The organism is Vibrio hepatarius, from assembly GCF_011806575.1.
In the GTDB taxonomy this organism is placed as follows: domain Bacteria; phylum Pseudomonadota; class Gammaproteobacteria; order Enterobacterales; family Vibrionaceae; genus Vibrio; species Vibrio hepatarius_A.
On record NZ_JAATOO010000022.1, the window covers coordinates 54219 to 74856 of the forward strand.

23 protein-coding genes are annotated in these 20638 nt (G+C 47.0%); 21 read left to right on the forward strand and 2 right to left on the reverse strand.

Features of this window, described 5'->3' with window-relative positions; translation table 11 throughout:
• Nucleotides 1-35 precede the first annotated feature (35 nt).
• The 20 genes from rpmH to glmU all read left to right on the forward strand — a co-directional run bounded on the left by rpmH (nucleotide 36) and on the right by glmU (nucleotide 17686).
• Nucleotides 36-170, forward strand: coding sequence for a 50S ribosomal protein L34 (rpmH, locus tag HCZ42_RS16440; protein WP_005378825.1), 135 nt, complete (start codon nucleotides 36-38; stop codon nucleotides 168-170).
• A gap of 46 nt (nucleotides 171-216) precedes the next feature.
• Nucleotides 217-540: a ribonuclease P protein component gene (rnpA, locus tag HCZ42_RS16445; RefSeq protein WP_245639027.1), complete on the forward strand. Its 324-nt coding sequence runs from the start codon at nucleotides 217-219 to the stop codon at nucleotides 538-540.
• A complete protein-coding gene (gene yidD / locus HCZ42_RS16450; RefSeq protein ID WP_167421822.1) occupies nucleotides 507-764 on the forward strand; it encodes a membrane protein insertion efficiency factor YidD in 258 nt (85 codons plus the stop codon). Before rnpA ends, yidD begins: the two co-directional genes overlap by 34 nt.
• A gap of 2 nt (nucleotides 765-766) precedes the next feature.
• Complete coding sequence (gene yidC, locus HCZ42_RS16455) at nucleotides 767-2386, forward strand: membrane protein insertase YidC (protein WP_167421824.1); 1620 nt, start codon at nucleotides 767-769, stop codon at nucleotides 2384-2386.
• 115 nt (nucleotides 2387-2501) lie between these two features.
• Nucleotides 2502-3863 (forward strand): tRNA uridine-5-carboxymethylaminomethyl(34) synthesis GTPase MnmE, encoded by a 1362-nt coding sequence (gene mnmE, locus HCZ42_RS16460; RefSeq protein ID WP_167421826.1) that lies wholly within the window; start codon nucleotides 2502-2504, stop codon nucleotides 3861-3863.
• A gap of 48 nt (nucleotides 3864-3911) precedes the next feature.
• Nucleotides 3912-4346, forward strand: a complete 435-nt coding sequence (gene mioC / locus HCZ42_RS16465; protein ID WP_167421828.1) for an FMN-binding protein MioC — start codon at nucleotides 3912-3914, stop codon at nucleotides 4344-4346.
• 465 nt (nucleotides 4347-4811) lie between these two features.
• The gene (gene mnmG / locus HCZ42_RS16470; protein WP_167421830.1) at nucleotides 4812-6710 is read left to right on the forward strand and encodes a tRNA uridine-5-carboxymethylaminomethyl(34) synthesis enzyme MnmG; all 1899 of its coding nucleotides are present in this window, start codon (nucleotides 4812-4814) and stop codon (nucleotides 6708-6710) included.
• Nucleotides 6710-7342, forward strand: a complete 633-nt coding sequence (gene rsmG / locus HCZ42_RS16475; protein ID WP_167421832.1) for a 16S rRNA (guanine(527)-N(7))-methyltransferase RsmG — start codon at nucleotides 6710-6712, stop codon at nucleotides 7340-7342. Before mnmG ends, rsmG begins: the two co-directional genes overlap by 1 nt.
• A 14-nt stretch (nucleotides 7343-7356) precedes the next feature.
• Nucleotides 7357-8130, forward strand: coding sequence for a ParA family protein (locus HCZ42_RS16480; protein ID WP_053408015.1), 774 nt, complete (start codon nucleotides 7357-7359; stop codon nucleotides 8128-8130).
• A gap of 23 nt (nucleotides 8131-8153) precedes the next feature.
• Nucleotides 8154-9035, forward strand: coding sequence for a ParB/RepB/Spo0J family partition protein (locus HCZ42_RS16485; protein ID WP_167421834.1), 882 nt, complete (start codon nucleotides 8154-8156; stop codon nucleotides 9033-9035).
• Between the two features lie 184 nt (nucleotides 9036-9219).
• Complete coding sequence (locus tag HCZ42_RS16490) at nucleotides 9220-9609, forward strand: F0F1 ATP synthase subunit I (RefSeq protein WP_167421836.1); 390 nt, start codon at nucleotides 9220-9222, stop codon at nucleotides 9607-9609.
• An 8-nt stretch (nucleotides 9610-9617) separates the two neighbouring features.
• Entirely contained in the window at nucleotides 9618-10427 is an 810-nt protein-coding gene (gene atpB, locus HCZ42_RS16495) for a F0F1 ATP synthase subunit A (protein WP_053408012.1), read from the forward strand.
• A 57-nt stretch (nucleotides 10428-10484) separates the two neighbouring features.
• Nucleotides 10485-10739, forward strand: coding sequence for a F0F1 ATP synthase subunit C (gene atpE / locus HCZ42_RS16500; protein ID WP_002540812.1), 255 nt, complete (start codon nucleotides 10485-10487; stop codon nucleotides 10737-10739).
• Nucleotides 10740-10810: 71 nt separating this feature from the next.
• A complete protein-coding gene (gene atpF / locus HCZ42_RS16505; RefSeq protein ID WP_053408011.1) occupies nucleotides 10811-11281 on the forward strand; it encodes a F0F1 ATP synthase subunit B in 471 nt (156 codons plus the stop codon).
• Nucleotides 11282-11295: 14 nt separating this feature from the next.
• Nucleotides 11296-11829, forward strand: a complete 534-nt coding sequence (gene atpH, locus HCZ42_RS16510; RefSeq protein ID WP_167421838.1) for a F0F1 ATP synthase subunit delta — start codon at nucleotides 11296-11298, stop codon at nucleotides 11827-11829.
• Nucleotides 11830-11841: 12 nt separating this feature from the next.
• A complete protein-coding gene (gene atpA / locus HCZ42_RS16515) occupies nucleotides 11842-13383 on the forward strand; it encodes a F0F1 ATP synthase subunit alpha (protein WP_167421840.1) in 1542 nt (513 codons plus the stop codon).
• 43 nt (nucleotides 13384-13426) lie between these two features.
• Nucleotides 13427-14293 (forward strand): F0F1 ATP synthase subunit gamma, encoded by an 867-nt coding sequence (gene atpG, locus HCZ42_RS16520; RefSeq protein ID WP_167421842.1) that lies wholly within the window; start codon nucleotides 13427-13429, stop codon nucleotides 14291-14293.
• Nucleotides 14294-14328: 35 nt separating this feature from the next.
• A complete protein-coding gene (atpD, locus tag HCZ42_RS16525; protein WP_167421844.1) occupies nucleotides 14329-15732 on the forward strand; it encodes a F0F1 ATP synthase subunit beta in 1404 nt (467 codons plus the stop codon).
• Nucleotides 15733-15750: 18 nt separating this feature from the next.
• On the forward strand, nucleotides 15751-16173 hold the full coding sequence (locus tag HCZ42_RS16530; protein WP_167421846.1) for a F0F1 ATP synthase subunit epsilon: 423 nt from the start codon (nucleotides 15751-15753) through the stop codon (nucleotides 16171-16173).
• 151 nt (nucleotides 16174-16324) lie between these two features.
• A complete protein-coding gene (gene glmU, locus HCZ42_RS16535) occupies nucleotides 16325-17686 on the forward strand; it encodes a bifunctional UDP-N-acetylglucosamine diphosphorylase/glucosamine-1-phosphate N-acetyltransferase GlmU (RefSeq protein ID WP_167421848.1) in 1362 nt (453 codons plus the stop codon).
• A 51-nt stretch (nucleotides 17687-17737) separates the two neighbouring features.
• Here glmU and HCZ42_RS16540 read toward each other — a convergent pair whose 3' ends face one another.
• Nucleotides 17738-18478 (reverse strand): amino acid ABC transporter permease, encoded by a 741-nt coding sequence (locus HCZ42_RS16540; RefSeq protein ID WP_167421850.1) that lies wholly within the window; start codon nucleotides 18476-18478, stop codon nucleotides 17738-17740.
• Between the two features lie 100 nt (nucleotides 18479-18578).
• Here HCZ42_RS16540 and HCZ42_RS16545 point away from each other — a divergent pair, with 100 nt between their 5' ends.
• Nucleotides 18579-19355, forward strand: coding sequence for a transporter substrate-binding domain-containing protein (locus HCZ42_RS16545; protein WP_167421853.1), 777 nt, complete (start codon nucleotides 18579-18581; stop codon nucleotides 19353-19355).
• Nucleotides 19356-19408: 53 nt separating this feature from the next.
• Here the strand turns inward: HCZ42_RS16545 and punC are convergent, their stop codons facing one another.
• On the reverse strand, nucleotides 19409-20608 hold the full coding sequence (punC, locus tag HCZ42_RS16550) for a purine nucleoside transporter PunC (protein WP_167421855.1): 1200 nt from the start codon (nucleotides 20606-20608) through the stop codon (nucleotides 19409-19411).
• Nucleotides 20609-20638: the final 30 nt, after the last annotated feature.

Sequence of the window (20638 nt, forward strand, 5' to 3'; positions counted from 1 at the left end):
TGACCTAAAACTACTGATCAGTAAAGGTAATTATCATGAAACGCACTTTTCAACCTACAGTTCTAAAGCGCAAGCGTACTCACGGCTTCCGTGCTCGCATGGCAACTAAGAACGGTCGTAAAGTAATCAATGCACGTCGTGCTAAAGGCCGTGCGCGCCTGTCAAAATAATCGCTAGTTTATTTTGAATACGTACGCGTTCAATCGGGAGTTACGTTTGTTAACTCCCGAGCATTATCAAAACGTCTTCCAGCAAGCTCATAGAGCTGGCTCACCTCATTTCACTATTATTGCTCGCAACAACAACCTATCACATCCAAGATTGGGTTTAGCCGTTCCGAAAAAACAGATAAAAACTGCTGTTGGTCGAAATCGCTTTAAACGTCTCGCTCGTGAAAGCTTTCGTAATAAACAACACCAGCTTCCTAACAAAGATTTTGTTGTTATTGCCAAGAAAAGCGCGCAAGATTTGAGCAATGAAGAAATGTTCAAATTGTTTGATAAGTTATGGCAGCGTCTGTCTCGCCCCTCTCGTGGGTAGCAATCGGCTTCGTCCGACTTTACCAAGGCCTCATTAGTCCGCTCATCGGACCGCGTTGTCGTTTTACTCCAACCTGTTCTACTTATGCCATAGAAGCGTTGAAAGCTCACGGTTTTGTAAAAGGGTGTTGGTTATCAAGCAAACGTCTATTAAAATGCCACCCTTTGAATGAAGGCGGGTTTGACCCCGTTCCACCAGTCCAAAAACAAGACAGAGATAAATAACGATGGATTCTCAACGTAATATCCTGTTAATCGCGCTAGCACTGGTTTCTTTTCTATTGTTCCAGCAATGGCAAGTTGCAAAGAATCCGACGCCTCAGCCGGTTGAGCAGGCTCAATCAAGCAGTACTCTACCTGCACCATCATTTGCTGATGAGCTAGATCCAGCTCCGACACAGCAAGCTTCTGCTAAAACGATTACCGTGACAACTGATGTATTGACTCTGTCGATTGATGCGGTTGGTGGTGATGTTGTCCACGCAGACCTAAACCAATACTCAGCAGAACTCGATTCTTCAGACCCATTCGTTCTTCTTAAAAACGAACCAGGTCACCAGTTTATTGCCCAAAGTGGCTTAGTTGGTCCTCAAGGTATCGACCTAAGCAGTTCTAACCGCCCTCATTACGCGGTAAGCGCAGACAGCTTTGTGCTTGCAGACGGTCAGGATGAACTTCGTATCCCAATGACTTACTCTGCAAACGGTCTAGAGTACACTAAGACTTTCATCGTAAAACGTGGCAGCTACGCCTTAGATGTTGAATACAACGTAGTCAACAACTCGGGTAACAACGCAACATTTGGTATGTACGCGCACCTACGTCAGAACGTAATGGACGATGGCGGCAGCATCACAATGCCAACTTACCGTGGCGGTGCTTACTCGACTGAAGAAACACGTTACAAGAAGTACAGCTTCGACGACATGCAAGATCGTAACTTGTCTCTACCTCTGCCAGATGGTCAAGGTTGGGCAGCAATGATCCAGCACTACTTCGCGTCAGCGTGGATTCCACGTAACGAAGCAGGTACTAACCTATACACTCGCGTTATCGGCAACCTTGGCGATATCGGCGTTCGTATGCCAAACAAAACCATCGCTAACGGTGACAGCGCGCAATTTACTGCAACACTATGGGTAGGTCCAAAACTTCAAGACCAAATGTCAGAAGTCGCGCCTAACCTAGACCTCGTAGTCGATTACGGCTGGCTATGGTTCATCGCGAAACCACTTCACATGTTGCTATCGTTCATCCAGAGCTTTGTTGGCAACTGGGGTGTGGCAATCATCTGTCTGACCTTTATTGTTCGTGGTGCAATGTACCCACTAACAAAAGCGCAATACACCTCTATGGCGAAAATGCGCATGCTACAGCCTAAGCTGCAAGCAATGCGTGAGCGTATCGGCGACGACCGTCAGCGCATGAGCCAAGAGATGATGGAACTGTACAAGAAAGAGAAAGTAAACCCACTGGGTGGCTGTCTTCCTTTGGTTCTACAAATGCCAATCTTCATCGCACTATACTGGGCACTGATGGAGTCGGTTGAACTACGTCATTCTCCGTTCTTCGGTTGGATTCACGACCTTTCAGCGCAAGACCCTTACTACATCTTGCCGCTACTGATGGGTGCGTCAATGTTCCTAATCCAGAAGATGAGCCCGACAACAGTCACTGACCCAATGCAGCAGAAGATCATGACCTTTATGCCGGTTATGTTTACCTTCTTCTTCCTGTTCTTCCCGTCAGGTCTGGTTCTATACTGGTTGGTATCGAACATCGTGACGCTTATCCAGCAAACTCTGATCTACAAGTCACTGGAAAAGAAAGGCTTACACTCTAAGTAACAGCCAATAATGAATCAAAGGCGGCCAAAAGGTCGCCTTTTTTATTTGAGCTGATTACAATTCAACTCATTATTTATTTGCCAAGCTATGGCACTCAATATCGACAGGCACAACTATGACAACTGATACCATTGTTGCTCAGGCGACCGCTCCGGGACGTGGTGGTGTAGGCATTATCCGCGTCTCAGGACCACTGGCGTCTAAAGTCGCGCGAGAAGTGACAGGCAAAGAGCTACGTCCTCGCTACGCAGAGTACCTGCCTTTTACCGCGCAAGACGGCACCCAACTAGACCAAGGCATTGCACTGTACTTCCCTAACCCGCATTCATTTACCGGTGAAGACGTACTCGAGCTGCAAGGCCACGGTGGTCCAGTTGTAATGGATATGCTGATTAAGCGCATCGTCCAGATTCCAGGTATCCGCACCGCAAGACCGGGTGAATTCTCAGAACGCGCGTTCTTAAACGATAAACTCGACCTCGCGCAAGCGGAAGCGATTGCAGACTTGATTGATGCCAGCTCAGAAGAAGCGGCCAAATCAGCGCTTAAGTCGCTACAAGGCGCGTTCTCTCAACGCATTCATACGCTGGTGGAATCTCTGATCCATCTGCGAATCTATGTTGAAGCTGCGATTGACTTCCCTGAGGAAGAGATCGACTTTTTGGCCGACGGCAAAGTGTCTGCCGACCTGCAAGCGATCATCGACAACCTCGCAGCGGTACGCCGTGAAGCCAACCAAGGCGCAATCATGCGTGAAGGGATGAAAGTCGTGATTGCAGGTCGTCCAAACGCGGGCAAATCGAGCTTGCTGAATGCCTTGTCTGGTAAAGAGTCTGCCATCGTAACCGATATCGCCGGTACCACCCGTGACGTGCTACGCGAGCATATTCACATCGACGGTATGCCACTGCACATCATTGACACTGCGGGCCTGCGTGACGCGTCAGACGAAGTCGAAAAGATTGGTATCGAACGCGCGTGGGACGAGATAGCCCAAGCCGACCGAGTGCTGTTTATGGTTGATGGCACCACGACTGACGCCACGGATCCTAAAGAAATTTGGCCAGACTTTGTCGATCGTCTCCCAGGCGACATGGGCATGACTGTGATCCGTAATAAAGTCGATCAAACCAAGGAAGAGTTAGGGATCTGTCACGTCAACTCACCCACCTTGATCCGACTATCAGCCAAAACCGGCGAAGGAGTTGATGCCCTACGCAGTCACTTAAAAGAGTGCATGGGTTTTGCAGGTGGTAACGAAGGTGGCTTTATGGCGCGTCGTCGTCACTTAGAATCATTGGAAAAAGCAGCAGAGCACCTCGACATTGGTCAGCAGCAGCTTGAAGGTTATATGGCAGGTGAAATTCTTGCTGAAGAGCTACGTATCGCTCAGCAGCACCTCAGTGAAATCACGGGTGAGTTCAGCTCTGACGACTTACTGGGGCGTATTTTCTCTTCTTTCTGTATCGGTAAATAACATTTATAACGCGGCCAAGGTCGCGTTTGTTTTTAGTAAGGACATAGTATGATTCATATCATTACAGGCAGTACCTTAGGTGGTGCGGAGTATGTGGGTGACCACCTCAGCGACCTTCTGCAAGAAAAAGGCTTTGAGACAACGATTCATAACACTCCAGACCTTGCGGATATTGAGCCAAACGGCACGTGGCTGGTGATCACATCAACGCATGGTGCAGGTGAATACCCTGATAATATCCAACCATTTATCCAGGCACTGCAAGACACTCCGCCACGAACCAGTGAATTAAAGTTTGCTGTGATTGCGATTGGTGACTCTAGCTACGATACGTTTTGTGCAGCAGGTAAGCATGCTCATGCCCTATTAGAAGACATCGGTGCAACACCGATTTCCGACTGTTTTACTATCGATGTACTTAGCCATGATGTGCCAGAAGACGCAGCAGAAACGTGGTTAACTGAGCATATCGAGCACTTCTAATCTCCCTTCAGAGCCGTTAATGCGGCTCTCATTCCCTCCGCTGTGTATAACTTACGCCACTAACATTGAACTAAGTGCTGCTTTATTGAACAAACCGTCTGTGGATAAAACCAATAAGATCCAGTGATCTTCCTTTAGTTATCCAAGTAACAACTTAGATCAGAATTACCCCCTGTGAATAAGTACCACTTTTGATCCCAGGTAATCCTCATCATGATCAAGCTGAGATCACAGAATATGATCGCTCTAAGATCCATGATCTTGTTGATCATTTTTAGGTTATCCACAGAGATCGTCGATCCTAATAATAGATCTAATAAAAGATCATATATATAGATCTTATATATATTAGGCTTTCAGCCCTTTAGATGAAAAGTCTCAAAAGCATTTTCACGCCCTAGGAAAGAGGGTAGAATAGCGCTCTTTTATCTTTCTATAGCTTGATTGAATACCTGAGGTCAGTTCATGCTCTATCACGAAAACTTTGACGTCATCGTTGTTGGTGGCGGACACGCAGGAACGGAAGCCGCACTAGCATCTGCGCGTACAGGACAAAAAACCCTGTTACTGACGCACAATATCGATACTCTGGGTCAAATGTCATGCAACCCAGCCATTGGTGGTATCGGTAAGGGCCACTTGGTCAAAGAAGTGGATGCAATGGGTGGTTTAATGGCCCAAGCAATTGATCACGCTGGTATTCAGTTCCGTACACTCAATGCGTCGAAAGGCCCTGCTGTTCGAGCAACTCGTGCTCAAGCTGACCGTGCACTGTACAAAGCGTATGTCCGTGATGCATTGGAAAATGCACCGAATTTGACCCTGTTCCAACAGTCCGTTGATGACTTGATTGTCGAGCAAGATACCGTTGTTGGTGTTGTGACTCAGATGGGTCTTAAGTTCCATGCCAAAGCCGTGGTGTTGACTGTCGGTACTTTCCTCGGTGGTAAGATCCACATCGGTATGGAAAACTTTTCCGGTGGTCGTGCGGGGGATCCCCCTTCGATCGCTCTCGCGGATCGTCTTCGTGAACTGCCGTTCCGAGTTGATCGACTCAAAACCGGTACACCACCACGTATCGACGCACGCAGTATTGATTTCTCGCAATTAGAAGTGCAGCACGGTGATAACCCAACACCCGTATTCTCATTCATGGGCAACCGCAGCCAGCATCCGCGACAGATTCCGTGTTTTATTACTCATACCAATGAGCAAACTCACGATGTGATTCGCAACAACTTGGATCGTAGCCCGATGTATGCAGGTGTGATCGAAGGTATTGGTCCGCGTTACTGCCCGTCGATTGAAGACAAAGTGATGCGTTTTGCTGACAAAAATAGTCACCAGATCTTTATCGAGCCAGAAGGTTTAACAACACACGAGCTTTACCCGAATGGTATTTCCACCAGCTTACCGTTTGATGTCCAAGTCCAGATCGTTCGTTCGATGAAAGGATTTGAAAACGCGCACATCGTTCGTCCAGGTTACGCCATCGAGTACGATTTCTTTGATCCGCGTGACTTAAAACAAACTTACGAAACCAAATTTATCCACGGTCTGTTCTTTGCTGGCCAGATTAACGGTACAACCGGTTACGAGGAAGCGGCAGCTCAAGGTCTGATGGCAGGTATGAACGCGAGTTTGTACAGCCAAGGCAAAGAAGGTTGGAGCCCACGCCGTGACCAAGCGTACATGGGCGTATTGATCGATGACTTGTCGACCATGGGTACCAAAGAACCGTACCGTATGTTCACTTCGCGTGCGGAGTATCGTTTGTTGCTACGTGAAGACAACGCCGACCTTCGTTTGACCGCACAAGCGCGTGAACTTGGTTTGATTGATGATACTCGTTGGGCGCGCTTCAACGAGAAGATCGACAACATCGAGAAAGAACGTCAACGTTTGAAAGACGTTTGGATGAACCCGAAATCTGAAGGTATCGAAGCACTGAATGCGTTGCTCAAAACGCCAATGATCCGCGAAGCGAGCGGTGAAGATCTGCTACGTCGTCCTGAAATGACTTACGAGCAATTAACCCAGTTAGAGGCATTTTCTCCTGCGTTAGAAGATCAACAGGCAGCAGAGCAAGTTGAAATTCAGGTCAAATACGAAGGTTACATCAAGCGCCAACAAGACGAGATCGAGAAATCGCTACGTCATGAGCACACCAAACTGCCAGTGGACCTTGATTACTCGAATGTCAAAGGGCTATCGAACGAAGTTATCGCTAAGTTGGGCGAAGCCAAGCCAGAGTCGATTGGTATTGCTTCTCGCATTTCAGGTATTACGCCTGCGGCGATTTCGATTCTGTTGGTGCACTTGAAAAAACACGGCCTGTTGAAAAAAGGTGAGGATGCAGCGTAATGAGCCTACTGCGTGAAAAACTGGATGCCTTAATAGCACAAACGGAATTAGATGTGTCAGACAAGCAGCGCGAGCTGCTTGTGGGTTACGTTGCCATGCTCGACAAATGGAACAAAGCTTACAATCTGACTTCGGTTCGCGACCCGCAAGAGATGCTGGTAAAACATATCCTTGATAGCATCATTGTTAGTACTCACTTACAAGGTGAGCGCTTTATCGATGTAGGTACTGGCCCTGGCTTGCCGGGGATTCCATTGGCGATAATGAATCCGGATAAAGAATTTTACTTGCTTGATAGTCTCGGCAAGCGTATCCGTTTTATCAAACAAGTCCTTCACGAGCTGAAGATTGAAAATGTGACACCGATTCAAAGTCGAGTGGAAGAGTTTCAACCAGAAGATAAATTTGATGCTGTGCTGAGCCGCGCTTTCGCTTCTATGATAGATATGGTGTCTTGGTGCCATCACTTGCCAAAAACAGACACGGGTTTATTCTTGGCGCTGAAAGGGCAATTACCGCACGATGAGATTGAGCAATTACCTGACTGGTGTTCTGTGACAGACATCAAAGCTTTGCATGTTCCTGAATTGGAAGGCGAGCGTCATCTAGTAATCTTATCGCGCAAGGAATAATAGCGAGGTTCATTGTGGGTAAAATCGTAGCAATCGCCAACCAAAAAGGTGGGGTTGGTAAGACAACAACATGCATTAATTTAGCCGCCTCTATGGCTGCGACTAAGCGTAAAGTCTTGGTGATTGATCTCGATCCACAAGGAAACGCAACGATGGCTAGTGGGGTCGATAAGTATCAAGTCGACGCCACGGCATACGAATTATTGGTGGAAGACGTGCCATTTGATGAAGTGGTATGTCGCAAAACGTCAGGGAATTACGACCTCATTGCTGCCAACGGCGATGTGACGGCCGCCGAGATCAAACTGATGGAAGTGTTTGCTCGCGAGGTGCGTTTGAAGAACGCATTGGCATCAGTTCGTGATAACTATGATTTCATCTTTATCGATTGTCCTCCATCTCTAAATCTTCTTACAATCAACGCTATGGCCGCAGCTGATTCGGTCTTGGTTCCGATGCAATGTGAGTACTTTGCGCTCGAAGGTTTAACCGCGTTGATGGATACAATCAGTAAGCTGGCAGCCGTGGTGAATGAAAACCTCAAAATTGAAGGGTTACTCCGCACCATGTACGACCCGAGAAACCGCCTATCGAATGAGGTTTCTGACCAGCTGAAAAAACACTTTGGTAACAAGGTGTACCGCACTGTTATTCCTCGTAATGTACGTTTGGCCGAAGCGCCAAGCCATGGTAAACCTGCCATGTACTACGACAAATACTCAGCAGGCGCAAAAGCATACTTGGCCTTAGCCGGTGAAATGCTACGCCGCGAAGAAGTACCTGCATAAACCTAACAAAGGAACTCTGACACATGTCTAAACGTGGTTTGGGTAAAGGGCTCGACGCTCTGCTGTCGACCAGCTCTCTCGCTCGTGATAAACAGCAAAGTGCTCTGCATAGCCAAGAATTGTCGTCTGATGGTGAGCTAACCGATCTTAGTATCAACAGCTTAAAACCAGGTGTCTACCAGCCGCGCAAAGACATGTCAGCCGAAGCGTTGGAAGAATTGGCGGCGTCGATTGAATCTCAAGGTATTATCCAGCCAATCGTGGTGCGTCAGGTCGATTTCGACAAGTACGAGATCATTGCTGGTGAGCGTCGTTGGCGCGCGGCGCGCAAGGCAGGTTTAAAGCAAGTGCCTTGTGTGATCAAAAACGTCGAAGATCGCGCGGCGATCGCGATGGCGTTGATCGAAAACATTCAGCGTGAAGATCTTAACGCTATCGAAGAAGCGCAAGCACTTGATCGTCTTCAAGAAGAGTTCTCATTGACCCACCAGCAAGTGGCTGACGTGATCGGTAAATCGCGAACCACAGTGAGTAACTTACTGCGCCTCAACCAGCTTGAGCCTGAGGTAAAAGCTTTGGTTGCTGAGAAAGTCTTAGAAATGGGACATGCCCGAGCTTTATTGGCACTGGAAGGTGAGCTACAAATTGATGTAGCAGGACAAGTGGCGAAAAAGCAAATGACGGTTCGACAAACCGAACAATTTGTTAAAAAGTGTCTCCAGCCACAAACTGAAGACAAAAACGAGCCTCAAGACACCGAGGCACAACAAATGTCACAAAAACTCAGTGAAATGCTCGGTGCAAATGTGGTGATAGTGCGTTCGAAGGGGGGCAAGTCGAAAATGACGATTAGTCTTGATGAGCCTCACAAATTAGAGCAACTAATTGCCAAGCTCGAGAGCTAAATGAGATAATTGATCTCAATCAATTATGTAAAAAACGATTTTTTGTGCGAAAGTTGTCGGTTTGTAAACAAAATTGTAACTTTTTCCAGTGTTTTAATTGCATTCAAGTGCACTGACCGTATAATTTTCGCCAATTTCCCAGCAGAGGTAGTAAGGCTGTGGATTTTACTAGAGGTACGAATACATGGTAGCTGCGTTAGCTAGACCAGGACGAGAGCTTGCTAAGCAATTGTTAATGATCGAGTTTGGCGCGGTTACACTATTGGCGGCAGGAATGGCTGTGGCTGTGAATGCTGAATGGGGAATTTCGGCGCTAGTTGGTGGTGGTATCTTTGTCATTGCCAATGCGGTTTTTGCGCTATTTGCTTTTATGTTTAGTGGAGCTCGTGCTGCAAAGCGAATTACGGCCTCTTTCTACACAGGTGAAGCACTGAAAATCCTTATCACAGTTGTGCTGTTTACGGTTGCCTACATGTATATGCAAGTGGAACTTGTTCCGCTTAAGCTAACCTATTTGCTGGCTCTAGGTATTAATATCTGTGCGCCAGTGCTATTCATTAACAACAAAAAATAGGATGAGTTATGGCTGCGCCAGGTGAAGCGCTAACGTCGTCCGGATACATTGCCCACCACCTATCAAACCTTTCATTAGGTAAGCTAGGTTTAGTGGAAGAAGCAAGTTTCTGGAACGTACATATCGATAGCCTGTTTTTTTCTTGGTTTACTGGTTTAATTTTCCTCGGAATTTTTTACAAAGTAGCGAAGAGAACAACAGCGGGTGTACCGGGTAAGCTTCAGTGTGCTGTAGAAATGATCGTTGAATTTGTCGCGGATAACGTCAAAGACACGTTCCATGGACGCAACCCACTGATCGCGCCTTTAGCACTGACTATCTTTTGTTGGGTATTTTTAATGAACGTGATGGACTTAGTTCCTATCGACTTCTTACCATACCCAGCAGAGCATTGGCTAGGTATCCCTTATCTTAAGGTTGTACCGTCTGCTGATGTGAATATCACCATGGCTATGGCTCTAGGCGTTTTTGCTCTGATGATTTACTACAGCATCAAAGTGAAAGGTCTAGGTGGATTCGCTAAAGAATTGGCACTGCATCCATTCAATCACCCAGTGATGATTCCGTTTAACCTACTGATTGAAGTGGTATCGCTACTTGCGAAACCTCTATCACTTGGTATGCGTCTATTCGGTAACATGTTCGCGGGTGAGGTTGTATTCATTCTTTGTGCGGCAATGCTACCATGGTACTTACAATGGATGGGTTCACTACCGTGGGCGATATTCCATATCTTGGTTATTACGATCCAGGCTTTCGTGTTCATGATGTTGACAATTGTTTACCTGTCAATGGCACACGAAGATTCTGATCATTAATTTTTTTAAAGCTTTTTATTTGGGCAATTAGCCAACAACTATAAATTGGAGATAGTAATGGAAACTTTACTGAGCTTTTCTGCAATCGCCGTAGGTATTATCGTCGGTCTTGCTTCTCTTGGTACAGCGATTGGTTTCGCACTTCTAGGTGGTAAATTCCTTGAAGGTGCAGCACGTCAACCAGAAATGGCTCCTATGCTACAAGTTAAGATGTTCATCATCGCTGGTCTACTTGATGCGGTTCCAATGATCGGTATCGTAATCGCACTACTATTCACATTCGCGAACCCATTCGTTGGTCAACTAGGTTAATCACGTTTTCGTCCAGGCAAACACTTGTTTGTCATTGATTAACACTAAGTCCAAATAGAGGGGTAGCTGTTGTGAATATGAACGCAACTCTGCTAGGTCAGGCAATTTCGTTTGCACTGTTTGTGTGGTTCTGCATGAAGTATGTATGGCCGCCGTTGATGCAAGCGATTGAAGAACGTCAGAAGAAAATTGCTGATGGTCTTCAAGCAGCTGAACGTGCTGCAAAAGACTTGGATCTAGCACAAGCAAACGCTTCTGATCAGTTGAAAGAAGCGAAGCGCACAGCAACTGAGATCATCGAGCAAGCGAATAAGCGTAAAGCTCAAATTCTAGATGAAGCTCGCGAGGAAGCTCAGACTGAACGTCAGAAAATCCTAACGCAAGCAGAAGCTGAACTAGAAGCTGAACGTAACCGCGCGCGCGATGAGCTGCGCAAACAAGTTGCAACTCTGGCTGTAGCTGGTGCTGAGAAGATTCTTGAACGCGCTATCGATAAAGATGCGCAGAAAGATATTCTCGACAACATTACTGCAAAACTTTAAGTCTGGGGGCGCATATGTCTGATTTGACTACTATCGCACGCCCCTATGCTAAAGCAGCTTTCGACTTTGCTGTAGGTAAAGGCCAACTCGACCAATGGGGTCAGATGTTGTCTTTTGCTGCTGAAGTCGCAAACAACGAACAAATGAAAGAACTATTAACGGGTTCTGTTTCTGCTGACAAACTAGCAGATATCTTTGTTACGGTTTGCGGTGAGCAAGTTGATGCTCATGGCCAAAACCTTCTTAAGGTAATGGCAGAGAATGGCCGTCTGACGGCCCTTCCTGATGTTAGTGAACAATTCATGGCTCTGAAAAAAGAGCACGAGAAAGAAATCGATGTTGAAGTCATTTCAGCGTCAGAACTTTCAGATGAGCAGTTAGCAAACATCAGCAATAAACTTGAGCAGCGTTTAGAACGCAAAGTTAAGCTGAATTGCAGTGTAGATGAGGCCCTACTTGGTGGGGTGATTATTCGAGCCGGAGACTTAGTCATTGATAACTCAGCACGAGGTCGTCTAGACCGTCTGAGCGATGCATTGCAGTCTTAATGGGGATTGAACATGCAACTTAATTCCACGGAAATCAGCGATCTAATCAAACAACGTATCGAATCTTTCGAAGTTGTAAGTGAAGCTCGCAACGAAGGTACTATCGTATCGGTAAGCGATGGTATCATCCGCATCCACGGCCTAGCGGACGTGATGCAAGGTGAAATGATTGAATTACCGGGTGGCCGTTATGCACTAGCACTTAACCTTGAGCGTGACTCGGTTGGTGCGGTTGTAATGGGCCCATATGCTTCCCTTAGGGAAGGCATGAAAGTGACAGGTACAGGCCGCATTCTTGAAGTGCCTGTTGGTCCTGAACTATTAGGTCGCGTAGTGAATACACTAGGTGAGCCTATCGATGGTAAAGGTCCAATCGAAGCTAAATTGACTTCACCTGTAGAAGTGATCGCACCAGGCGTAATCGACCGTAAATCGGTAGACCAACCTGTGCAAACTGGTTACAAATCTGTTGACTCAATGATCCCAATCGGTCGTGGTCAGCGTGAGCTAATAATCGGTGACCGTCAGACTGGTAAAACAGCGATGGCGATCGATGCGATCATTAACCAGAAAAACTCTGGTATTTACTCAATCTACGTAGCTATCGGTCAGAAAGCATCGACTATCGCTAACGTAGTTCGCAAACTAGAAGAGCACGGCGCGCTAGCTAACACTATCGTTGTTGTTGCATCGGCTTCTGAATCTGCAGCGCTACAATACCTAGCGCCATACGCAGGTTGTGCGATGGGTGAATACTTCCGTGATCGCGGCGAAGACGCACTGATTGTTTATGATGATCTATCTAAGCAAGCGGTAGCTTACCGTCAGATCTCTCTACTACTTAAACGTCCACCAGGCCGTGAGGCATTCCCAGGTGATGTATTCTACTTACACTCACGTCTACTAGAGCGTGCAGCTCGTGTAAACGAAGAATATGTAGAGCATTTCACTAACGGTGAAGTGAAAGGTAAGACTGGTTCTTTAACTGCTCTTCCTATCATTGAGACTCAAGCGGGTGACGTTTCGGCATTCGTACCGACTAACGTAATCTCGATTACCGATGGTCAGATCTTCCTACAAACTGAGCTATTCAACGCAGGTGTTCGCCCAGCGGTTGACCCAGGTATCTCAGTATCTCGTGTAGGTGGTTCAGCTCAGACTAAAATCATCAAGAAACTATCAGGCGGTATCCGTACAGCACTAGCTGCATACCGTGAACTAGCAGCGTTTGCTCAGTTCTCTTCTGACCTTGATGAAGCGACTAAGCGACAGCTAGACCATGGTCAAAAAGTTACAGAACTAATGAAGCAAAAGCAGTACGCTCCTATGTCTGTATTTGACCAAGCAGTGGTTGTTTACGCAGTAGAGCGCGGCTACCTAGACGGTGTTGAGCTAGACAAAGTTCTCGATTTCGAGGCGTCTTTACTATCGTATGCTCGTGGTCAATATGCTGAACTTGCAGCAGAGATCGACAAGACGGGTGCTTACAATGATGACATCGAAGCTCAGCTTAAGAAGCTGCTTGATGATTTCAAAGCAACCCAAACTTGGTAAAAGTTCGGTGGCAGTGATTGCCACCAACTAAAGGAGAGTAACGATGGCCGGCGCAAAAGAGATACGTACTAAAATCGGGAGTGTGAAAAGCACTCAAAAGATTACCAAAGCGATGGAAATGGTCGCCACATCAAAAATGCGTCGTTCGCAGGAATTGATGAATGCAACTCGTCCATATGCTGAAACAATACGTAAAGTGATCGGTCATATGGCAAATGCAAATCTAGAGTACCGTCATCCGTACCTAGAAGAGCGTGAAGCCAAGCGTGTTGGTTACATCATTATTTCAACTGATCGTGGGCTATGTGGTGGTTTGAACATTAACTTGTTCAAAAAAGCCGTCACTGATATGCAGGAATGGAAAGATAAAGGTGTCGATATTGAACTCGGTATTATCGGTTCAAAAGCTACCGCTTTCTTTAATAATACCGGCGTTAAAGTAGCAGCACAGACATCTGGGTTGGGTGATAGCCCAACTTTAGAAGAACTGATTGGTTCAGTCGGTGTCATGGTCAAAAAATATAGTGAAGGTGAACTGGATCGTCTGTTTTTAGTGTTCAACCACTTCGAAAACACTATGGTTCAGAAACCAACGATCGATCAATTGCTACCTTTGCCTGAATCGAATAGCGAAGAAATGAAGCGTGAGCATTCATGGGATTATATCTACGAACCTGAACCTAAACCTCTACTTGATGCATTATTACTGCGTTATTTAGAAGCTTTGGTTTATCAAGGCGTAGTCGAGAACCTTGCGTGTGAGCAAGCGTCTCGAATGATTGCGATGAAGGCTGCGACAGACAACGCAACTAACTTGATTGAAGATTTGGAACTTGTGTACAACAAAGCCCGTCAGGCAGCGATTACACAAGAACTGTCGGAAATCGTTGGTGGCGCAGCAGCGATTTAAGCTTAGGTTAAACGAAATAGTTTAGAGGATTAACGATGGCTACAGGTAAGATCGTACAGATCATCGGTGCGGTAGTCGACGTAGAGTTCCCACAGAGCGATGTACCTAGTGTATATGACGCTCTAAACGTAACGGACTCAAAAGAACGTCTAGTTCTTGAAGTTCAACAACAGCTAGGCGGTGGCGTAGTTCGTTGTATCGTAATGGGTAGCTCTGATGGTTTACGTCGTGGAGTTGAAGTAGTAAATACTGGCGCTCCAATTTCAGTACCAGTAGGTACTAAAACCCTAGGTCGTATCATGAACGTTCTAGGTGATGCGATTGACGAGCGTGGTGAGATCGGTGCAGAAGAGGTTTACTCTATCCACCGTGAAGCACCAAGCTACGAGGAGCAATCAAGTGAGATCGCTCTTTTAGAGACTGGCGTTAAAGTAATCGACCTAGTTTGTCCATTCTCAAAGGGTGGTAAAATCGGTCTATTCGGTGGTGCAGGTGTAGGTAAGACCGTTAACATGATGGAACTTATCAACAACATCGCACTACAGCACTCTGGTCTTTCTGTATTTGCAGGTGTAGGTGAGCGTACTCGTGAGGGTAACGACTTCTACTTCGAAATGCAGGAAGCAGGCGTTGTAAACGTTGAGAAGCCAGAAGAGTCTAAAGTAGCAATGGTTTACGGCCAGATGAACGAGCCACCAGGTAACCGTCTACGTGTTGCACTGACTGGTCTAACAATGGCAGAACGTTTCCGTGACGAAGGTCGTGACGTTCTACTGTTCGTAGATAACATCTACCGTTACACACTAGCAGGTACTGAGGTATCAGCACTGCTTGGTCGTATGCCTTCTGCGGTAGGTTACCAGCCAACTCTTGCAGAAGAGATGGGTGTTCTTCAGGAGCGTATCACGTCAACCAAGTCTGGCTCTATCACGTCTGTACAGGCGGTATATGTACCAGCGGATGACTTGACTGACCCATCTCCAGCAACAACGTTCGCGCACTTGGATGCGACGGTTGTACTTAACCGTAACATCGCAGCGATGGGTTTATACCCAGCGATTGACCCACTAGATTCAACATCTCGTATGCTTGATCCTCTAGTCGTAGGTCAAGAGCACTACGACATCGCGCGTGGTGTTCAGCAGACACTTCAGCGCTACAAAGAGCTGAAAGATATCATCGCAATCCTAGGTATGGACGAGCTATCTGAAGAAGATAAGCAAGTTGTATCTCGTGCACGTAAGATTGAGCGTTTCCTAACTCAGCCTTACCACGTAGCGGAAGTATTTACTGGCGACCCAGGTGTTTACGTACCTCTTAAAGAGACTCTACGTGGCTTCAAAGGTCTACTAGCTGGTGATTACGATGACGTTCCAGAGCAAGCGTTTATGTACTGCGGTACTATCGACGATGCTATCGAGAATGCGAAGAAGCTATAAGGCTAACTAGGAGGCGATATGGCACCAATAACCTTTCACCTAGATGTGGTCAGCGCTGAGAAGCAAATCTTCTCTGGTCGCGTAGAAACATTTCAGGTGACCGGTAGCGAAGGTGAACTTGGTATTTTCCATGGTCACACTCCGTTACTGACCGCTATTAAGCCTGGTATGGTGCGTATTGTGAAACAGCACGGCCACGAAGAAATCATTTACGTTTCTGGTGGTATGGTAGAAGTTCAGCCTGGTACAGCGACTGTACTGGCTGATACAGCTATCCGTGGTGAAGAGCTAGACGCAGCGAAGGCAGAAGAAGCCAAGCGCCGCGCTGAGGAGAAAATTCAGAATCAGCATGGTGATATGGACTTCGCTCAAGCGGCCAGTGAGCTGGCGAAAGCCATTGCTCAGCTACGTGTTATCGAGCTGACAAAGAAACGTCGCTAAACCTTTAGTAGCGTTTTAAAAATGATAAAGGCGGTCATTAGACCGCCTTTTTGCGTATTTTTTGCCAGAAATTGTAGTTGTGCAATTAACACTTGCTGTTCTAGCCTCTAGAATACACAGCAGTTTTTATTTCATAGCGAAAGGTAAACCAATGAAATTTAGCGCGGTCATCCTCGCGGCGGGTAAAGGTACCCGCATGTACTCAAATAAACCTAAAGTACTGCATACACTAGCGGGTAAACCTATGGCGAAGCACGTAATCGATACTTGCTCTGGCCTAGGTGCGCAAAATATCCATTTGGTTTACGGCCACGGCGGCGACCAAATGCAAGCTGAACTGGCGAATGAGCCCGTAAGCTGGGTGTTGCAGGCTGAGCAACTTGGTACTGGTCACGCGGTGGATCAAGCGTCGGCAAAATTTGAAGACGACGAAAAGATTTTAGTGTTGTACGGTGATGTCCCTTTGATCTCTGAAGAGACGATCGAGAGCTTACTCGATGCTCAACCAACGGGCGGTATCGCGCTTTTGACCGTGGTTTTGGATAACCCGACTGGTTACGGCCGTATCGTGCGTAAGAACGGTCCTGTGGTCGCTATCGTAGAGCAGAAAGATGCGACTGAAGAACAGAAGCTGATTAAAGAAATTAATACAGGTGTGATGGTGGCGACAGGTGGAGACCTTAAGCGCTGGCTATCAGGCCTGAACAATAACAACGCCCAAGGTGAGTACTACCTAACCGACGTGATCGCAGCGGCGCACGATGAAGGTCGCGCAGTTGAAGCGGTTCACCCGGTGAATCCGATCGAAGTTGAAGGGGTGAATGACCGTGCACAGCTAGCGCGTCTTGAGCGTGCGTTCCAGTCAATGCAAGCGAAGAAGCTACTTGAGCAAGGAGTAATGTTACGTGACCCAGCACGCTTTGACCTGCGTGGTGCGTTGCAGTGCGGCATGGACTGTGAAATCGACGCAAACGTGATCATTGAAGGTAACGTGACTCTCGGTGATAACGTGGTGATCGGTACGGGATGTGTACTCAAAGATTGTGAAATCGACGATAACACCATTGTACGTCCTTACAGTGTGATCGAAGGTGCGACGGTCGGTGAAGAGTGTACGGTTGGTCCGTTTACTCGTCTGCGCCCTGGCGCGGAGATGCGTAACGACTCTCACGTCGGTAACTTTGTGGAAGTGAAGAATGCTTGCATTGGCGAAGGCTCGAAAGCGAACCACCTGACTTACCTAGGCGATGCTGAAATTGGTCAACGTACTAATATTGGTGCGGGTACCATTACCTGCAACTACGACGGTGCGAATAAACACAAGACAGTCATCGGCAACGACGTGTTTGTCGGCTCAGATAGCCAGCTGGTGGCTCCGGTATCGATCGCTGATGGTGCAACCATTGGTGCAGGTACGACGCTAACGAAAAACGTCGCGCAAGGTGAGTTAGTGATTACTCGCGCTAAAGAGCGCAAAATTACTGGTTGGCAACGTCCAGTTAAGAACAAGTAATTCAAGATTGAAAAAAGCCGCTCCTAGGAGCGGCTTTTTTATTACTGCGTATTAGTGGCTAGGAATCGCAATGCGTTTTTCTAGCCAGCGCACCGCTTGTGATACGCATAAAATCAGCACTAAATACTCAATAACTAAGAAAGTATAGATTTCGAGAGGTAAGTACTCATTCACCACTAACTCGTTGGCACGTCGGGTCAGATCGCTCAAGCCAATCACACTCACCAAAGAACTCATCTTCAGAATATAGACAAACTGATTTCCTAATGGCGGCAGAATTTGTCGAAACGCTTGCGGCAGGATCACCAAACGCATTTTTTGCCAGTAATTGAGTCCTAGCGACTCCGCCGCTTCGTGTTGGCCGCGTGCGATGGCCTGAATCCCGCCGCGAAACACCTCGGCCATAAACGCACTCTCGGCGATAGTTAACGCGATCACCCCCGCCCAGAAATGATTCAATGAAATATCAAGCAAGGTCGGCATGCCGTAGTAAACCCAAAGCAGCAGCACTAAAACCGGAATCGAACGGATTACCTCGACATAGATTCTATTGAAAGCGTTGAGTGATTTAGAGGTTGATAGAGCGGGCAGGGCGACAATCAAACCTATCGTCATCGCAAACAACATGCTGAGTAATGAGACCGAAATTGTATCCGCGAAGCCAGCAATCAGAAACTTTAGGTTGGTTTGTCCCTGCTGAGTGGAAGGGTCAAGTACATACCAGCCCCATTGATAATCCGCACAGCCTGTGATGAGCAATGGCAAAAATAGCCATAGATATCGACAATTCACGCTTCTTTCCCTAGCTTGACTAAAAAATATCCTTTGTTGCTGCTATGTTATCAAGGAAGCGTTTGTAAATCTTAAACGGAACTTATATTAAGGAAAAACAATGAAAAAACTTCTGTTAGCGCTAGGGCTTTCTTTACTTGCTGTGAGTGGTTTTGCCAATGCCAAGAGTCGACTGCACGATATTTTGGACGCCGGAGTATTGCGTGTTGGCACCACTGGGGATTGGAACCCAATGACGATGAAAGATCCCGCGACCAATAGTTACCGAGGGTTTGATATCGATGTTACAAGCGAACTAGCTAAAGATCTGGGTGTGAAGGTCGAATATGTCGCGACGGATTGGAAAACACTGGTGAATGGGATTACCGCGGGTAAGTATGACGTTACGGGAAGTGCGTCATTGAATATGTCGCGTGCCAAAGTTGCCGGTTACAGCCAGCCTTACTTTTACTTAGCCTTTGTTCCTGTCGTGCAGAAAAAGGACCTAAATAAGTTCTCTGATTGGAGTGATTTTGATAACGCAGACGTTAAAGTAGCGGCAACGCTGGGTACGGTACAAGAAAAGATGGTCAAAGAGTTCTTCCCTTCAGCGACCCATATCGTGATTGAAGCGCCAGCGCGTGATTTCCAAGAGCTATTGGCTAAGCGAGCAGACGTCTCTGTGACGTCAAACGTTGAAGCGGCAACCTTAGTCGAGAAGTTCAAACAACTCGCGATCGTGCCGGTAAAAGAGCCACGTCGCCCGACACCTATCGCGATGTTGCTTCCTCAAGACGACCAGGTATGGATTAACTACATTAACCATTGGGTAGAGCTAAAGAAAACCCAAGGATTCTTTAAACAAACTGCAGAAAAATGGGGATTGAAAAGCCTTTAATCCTGAATAGAAAAAGAGCCGCAAACGCGGCTCTTTTCTTTTTTGGTTGAGGATTATTCTTCGCTCACGACACGGGCGTTGTCCGGAACGGTAAACTGCTCTGATAGTTCGCGGTTTGACAGCACATAACCAAACCACAATCCACCCATACACAGTACAATCGCAATACCTGTCACCATCTGCGCCTGACTGGCCAAAGCCGCAACCAGCGCGCTTGATAGGCTGCTGACGCTAATCTGCAGGCTATTTTGCAAACCAGCAGCGGTCGCAGGGCTCTGTTTTGCACTTGCCAACGCACGGTTTACCACGATTGGGTAAAGCGCACCGTTAGCGACGGCAATCAAACAAAATGGTGCAAGAATCGGCCAGATAGAACTCAATTCCCATTGAGAGGCGATAAAGATCAGTAGCGACGAGACGCTAAACAGTCCGATCAACTGACGCAGAACTTTTTCATCGCCATATTTATTTACGCCAACCTTACCCAGATAACCACCGGCCATAAATGCGATAGTTTGTGGAATAAAACTCAAGCCAATGTCTTTCGCTTCATAGCCAAGCTGAGCCATGATCTCTGGCATGCCAGTCAGGTAAGCAAAGAATGCCGCCGAAGCCGTCGCGAACATCAACACGTTACCCAAGTAAGACTTTGAGCCGACTAACGCTTTGATATCGGTTGCGATGCTGGTTTGTTTTTCTTCGACTGCTTCGTTGTCTTGAGCCATCGTTGCCATCACTAGGACGATACCCATTACCGTCAGAGCGATAAAAATACTGAACCAGCCAAAACTATCTGCCAGTAACACGCCAAGCTGTGGTGCTAATGCTGGCGATAGTGCGACGAGCGGCATAATGGTGGCAAAAATCTGTTGGCTGCTGCTGGAGTATCGCTTGATGACCATTGCTTGCCAGATCACCGCTGGTGCACAGACACCAATGGCTTGCACAAAGCGTAGCGCCAATAGTTGCCAAACTTGGTCACTGAACGCGAGGCCAAAAGAGGCAACGGTAAACAGTGCTAAACCTGCTGCTAACGTATTGCGGTGGCCATATTTATCAGAAGCCAAGCCCCACAACAGTTGGCCTAGTGCCATACCGACCAAGAAAACCGTCAACGACAAAGCAATTTGCTCTGGTCCGGTCGCAAAGTCGACTTCCATCGCCTTGAATGCCGGCAGATACATATCGGTTGCGATAAAGCCGAGCATTGACAGCGCTGCTAAATAAAAAAGCTGTAATTTTGAAATCTTCATCGTTATTCCATTCAAAATAATTGATTGATA

Coding starts and splice junctions, on each gene's coding strand:
- punC (WP_167421855.1), bottom strand. CDS start 20,608: ATGAAGATTTCAAAATTACAGCTTTTTTATTTAGCAGCGCTGTCAATG.
- HCZ42_RS16485 (WP_167421834.1), top strand. CDS start 8,154: ATGTCTAAACGTGGTTTGGGTAAAGGGCTCGACGCTCTGCTGTCGACC.
- atpG (WP_167421842.1), top strand. CDS start 13,427: ATGGCCGGCGCAAAAGAGATACGTACTAAAATCGGGAGTGTGAAAAGC.
- HCZ42_RS16545 (WP_167421853.1), top strand. CDS start 18,579: ATGAAAAAACTTCTGTTAGCGCTAGGGCTTTCTTTACTTGCTGTGAGT.
- atpB (WP_053408012.1), top strand. CDS start 9,618: ATGGCTGCGCCAGGTGAAGCGCTAACGTCGTCCGGATACATTGCCCAC.
- atpD (WP_167421844.1), top strand. CDS start 14,329: ATGGCTACAGGTAAGATCGTACAGATCATCGGTGCGGTAGTCGACGTA.
- mnmG (WP_167421830.1), top strand. CDS start 4,812: ATGCTCTATCACGAAAACTTTGACGTCATCGTTGTTGGTGGCGGACAC.
- HCZ42_RS16530 (WP_167421846.1), top strand. CDS start 15,751: ATGGCACCAATAACCTTTCACCTAGATGTGGTCAGCGCTGAGAAGCAA.
- atpE (WP_002540812.1), top strand. CDS start 10,485: ATGGAAACTTTACTGAGCTTTTCTGCAATCGCCGTAGGTATTATCGTC.
- mnmE (WP_167421826.1), top strand. CDS start 2,502: ATGACAACTGATACCATTGTTGCTCAGGCGACCGCTCCGGGACGTGGT.
- rpmH (WP_005378825.1), top strand. CDS start 36: ATGAAACGCACTTTTCAACCTACAGTTCTAAAGCGCAAGCGTACTCAC.
- mioC (WP_167421828.1), top strand. CDS start 3,912: ATGATTCATATCATTACAGGCAGTACCTTAGGTGGTGCGGAGTATGTG.
- HCZ42_RS16490 (WP_167421836.1), top strand. CDS start 9,220: ATGGTAGCTGCGTTAGCTAGACCAGGACGAGAGCTTGCTAAGCAATTG.
- atpH (WP_167421838.1), top strand. CDS start 11,296: ATGTCTGATTTGACTACTATCGCACGCCCCTATGCTAAAGCAGCTTTC.
- rsmG (WP_167421832.1), top strand. CDS start 6,710: ATGAGCCTACTGCGTGAAAAACTGGATGCCTTAATAGCACAAACGGAA.
- atpA (WP_167421840.1), top strand. CDS start 11,842: ATGCAACTTAATTCCACGGAAATCAGCGATCTAATCAAACAACGTATC.
- glmU (WP_167421848.1), top strand. CDS start 16,325: ATGAAATTTAGCGCGGTCATCCTCGCGGCGGGTAAAGGTACCCGCATG.
- yidC (WP_167421824.1), top strand. CDS start 767: ATGGATTCTCAACGTAATATCCTGTTAATCGCGCTAGCACTGGTTTCT.
- yidD (WP_167421822.1), top strand. CDS start 507: ATGGCAGCGTCTGTCTCGCCCCTCTCGTGGGTAGCAATCGGCTTCGTC.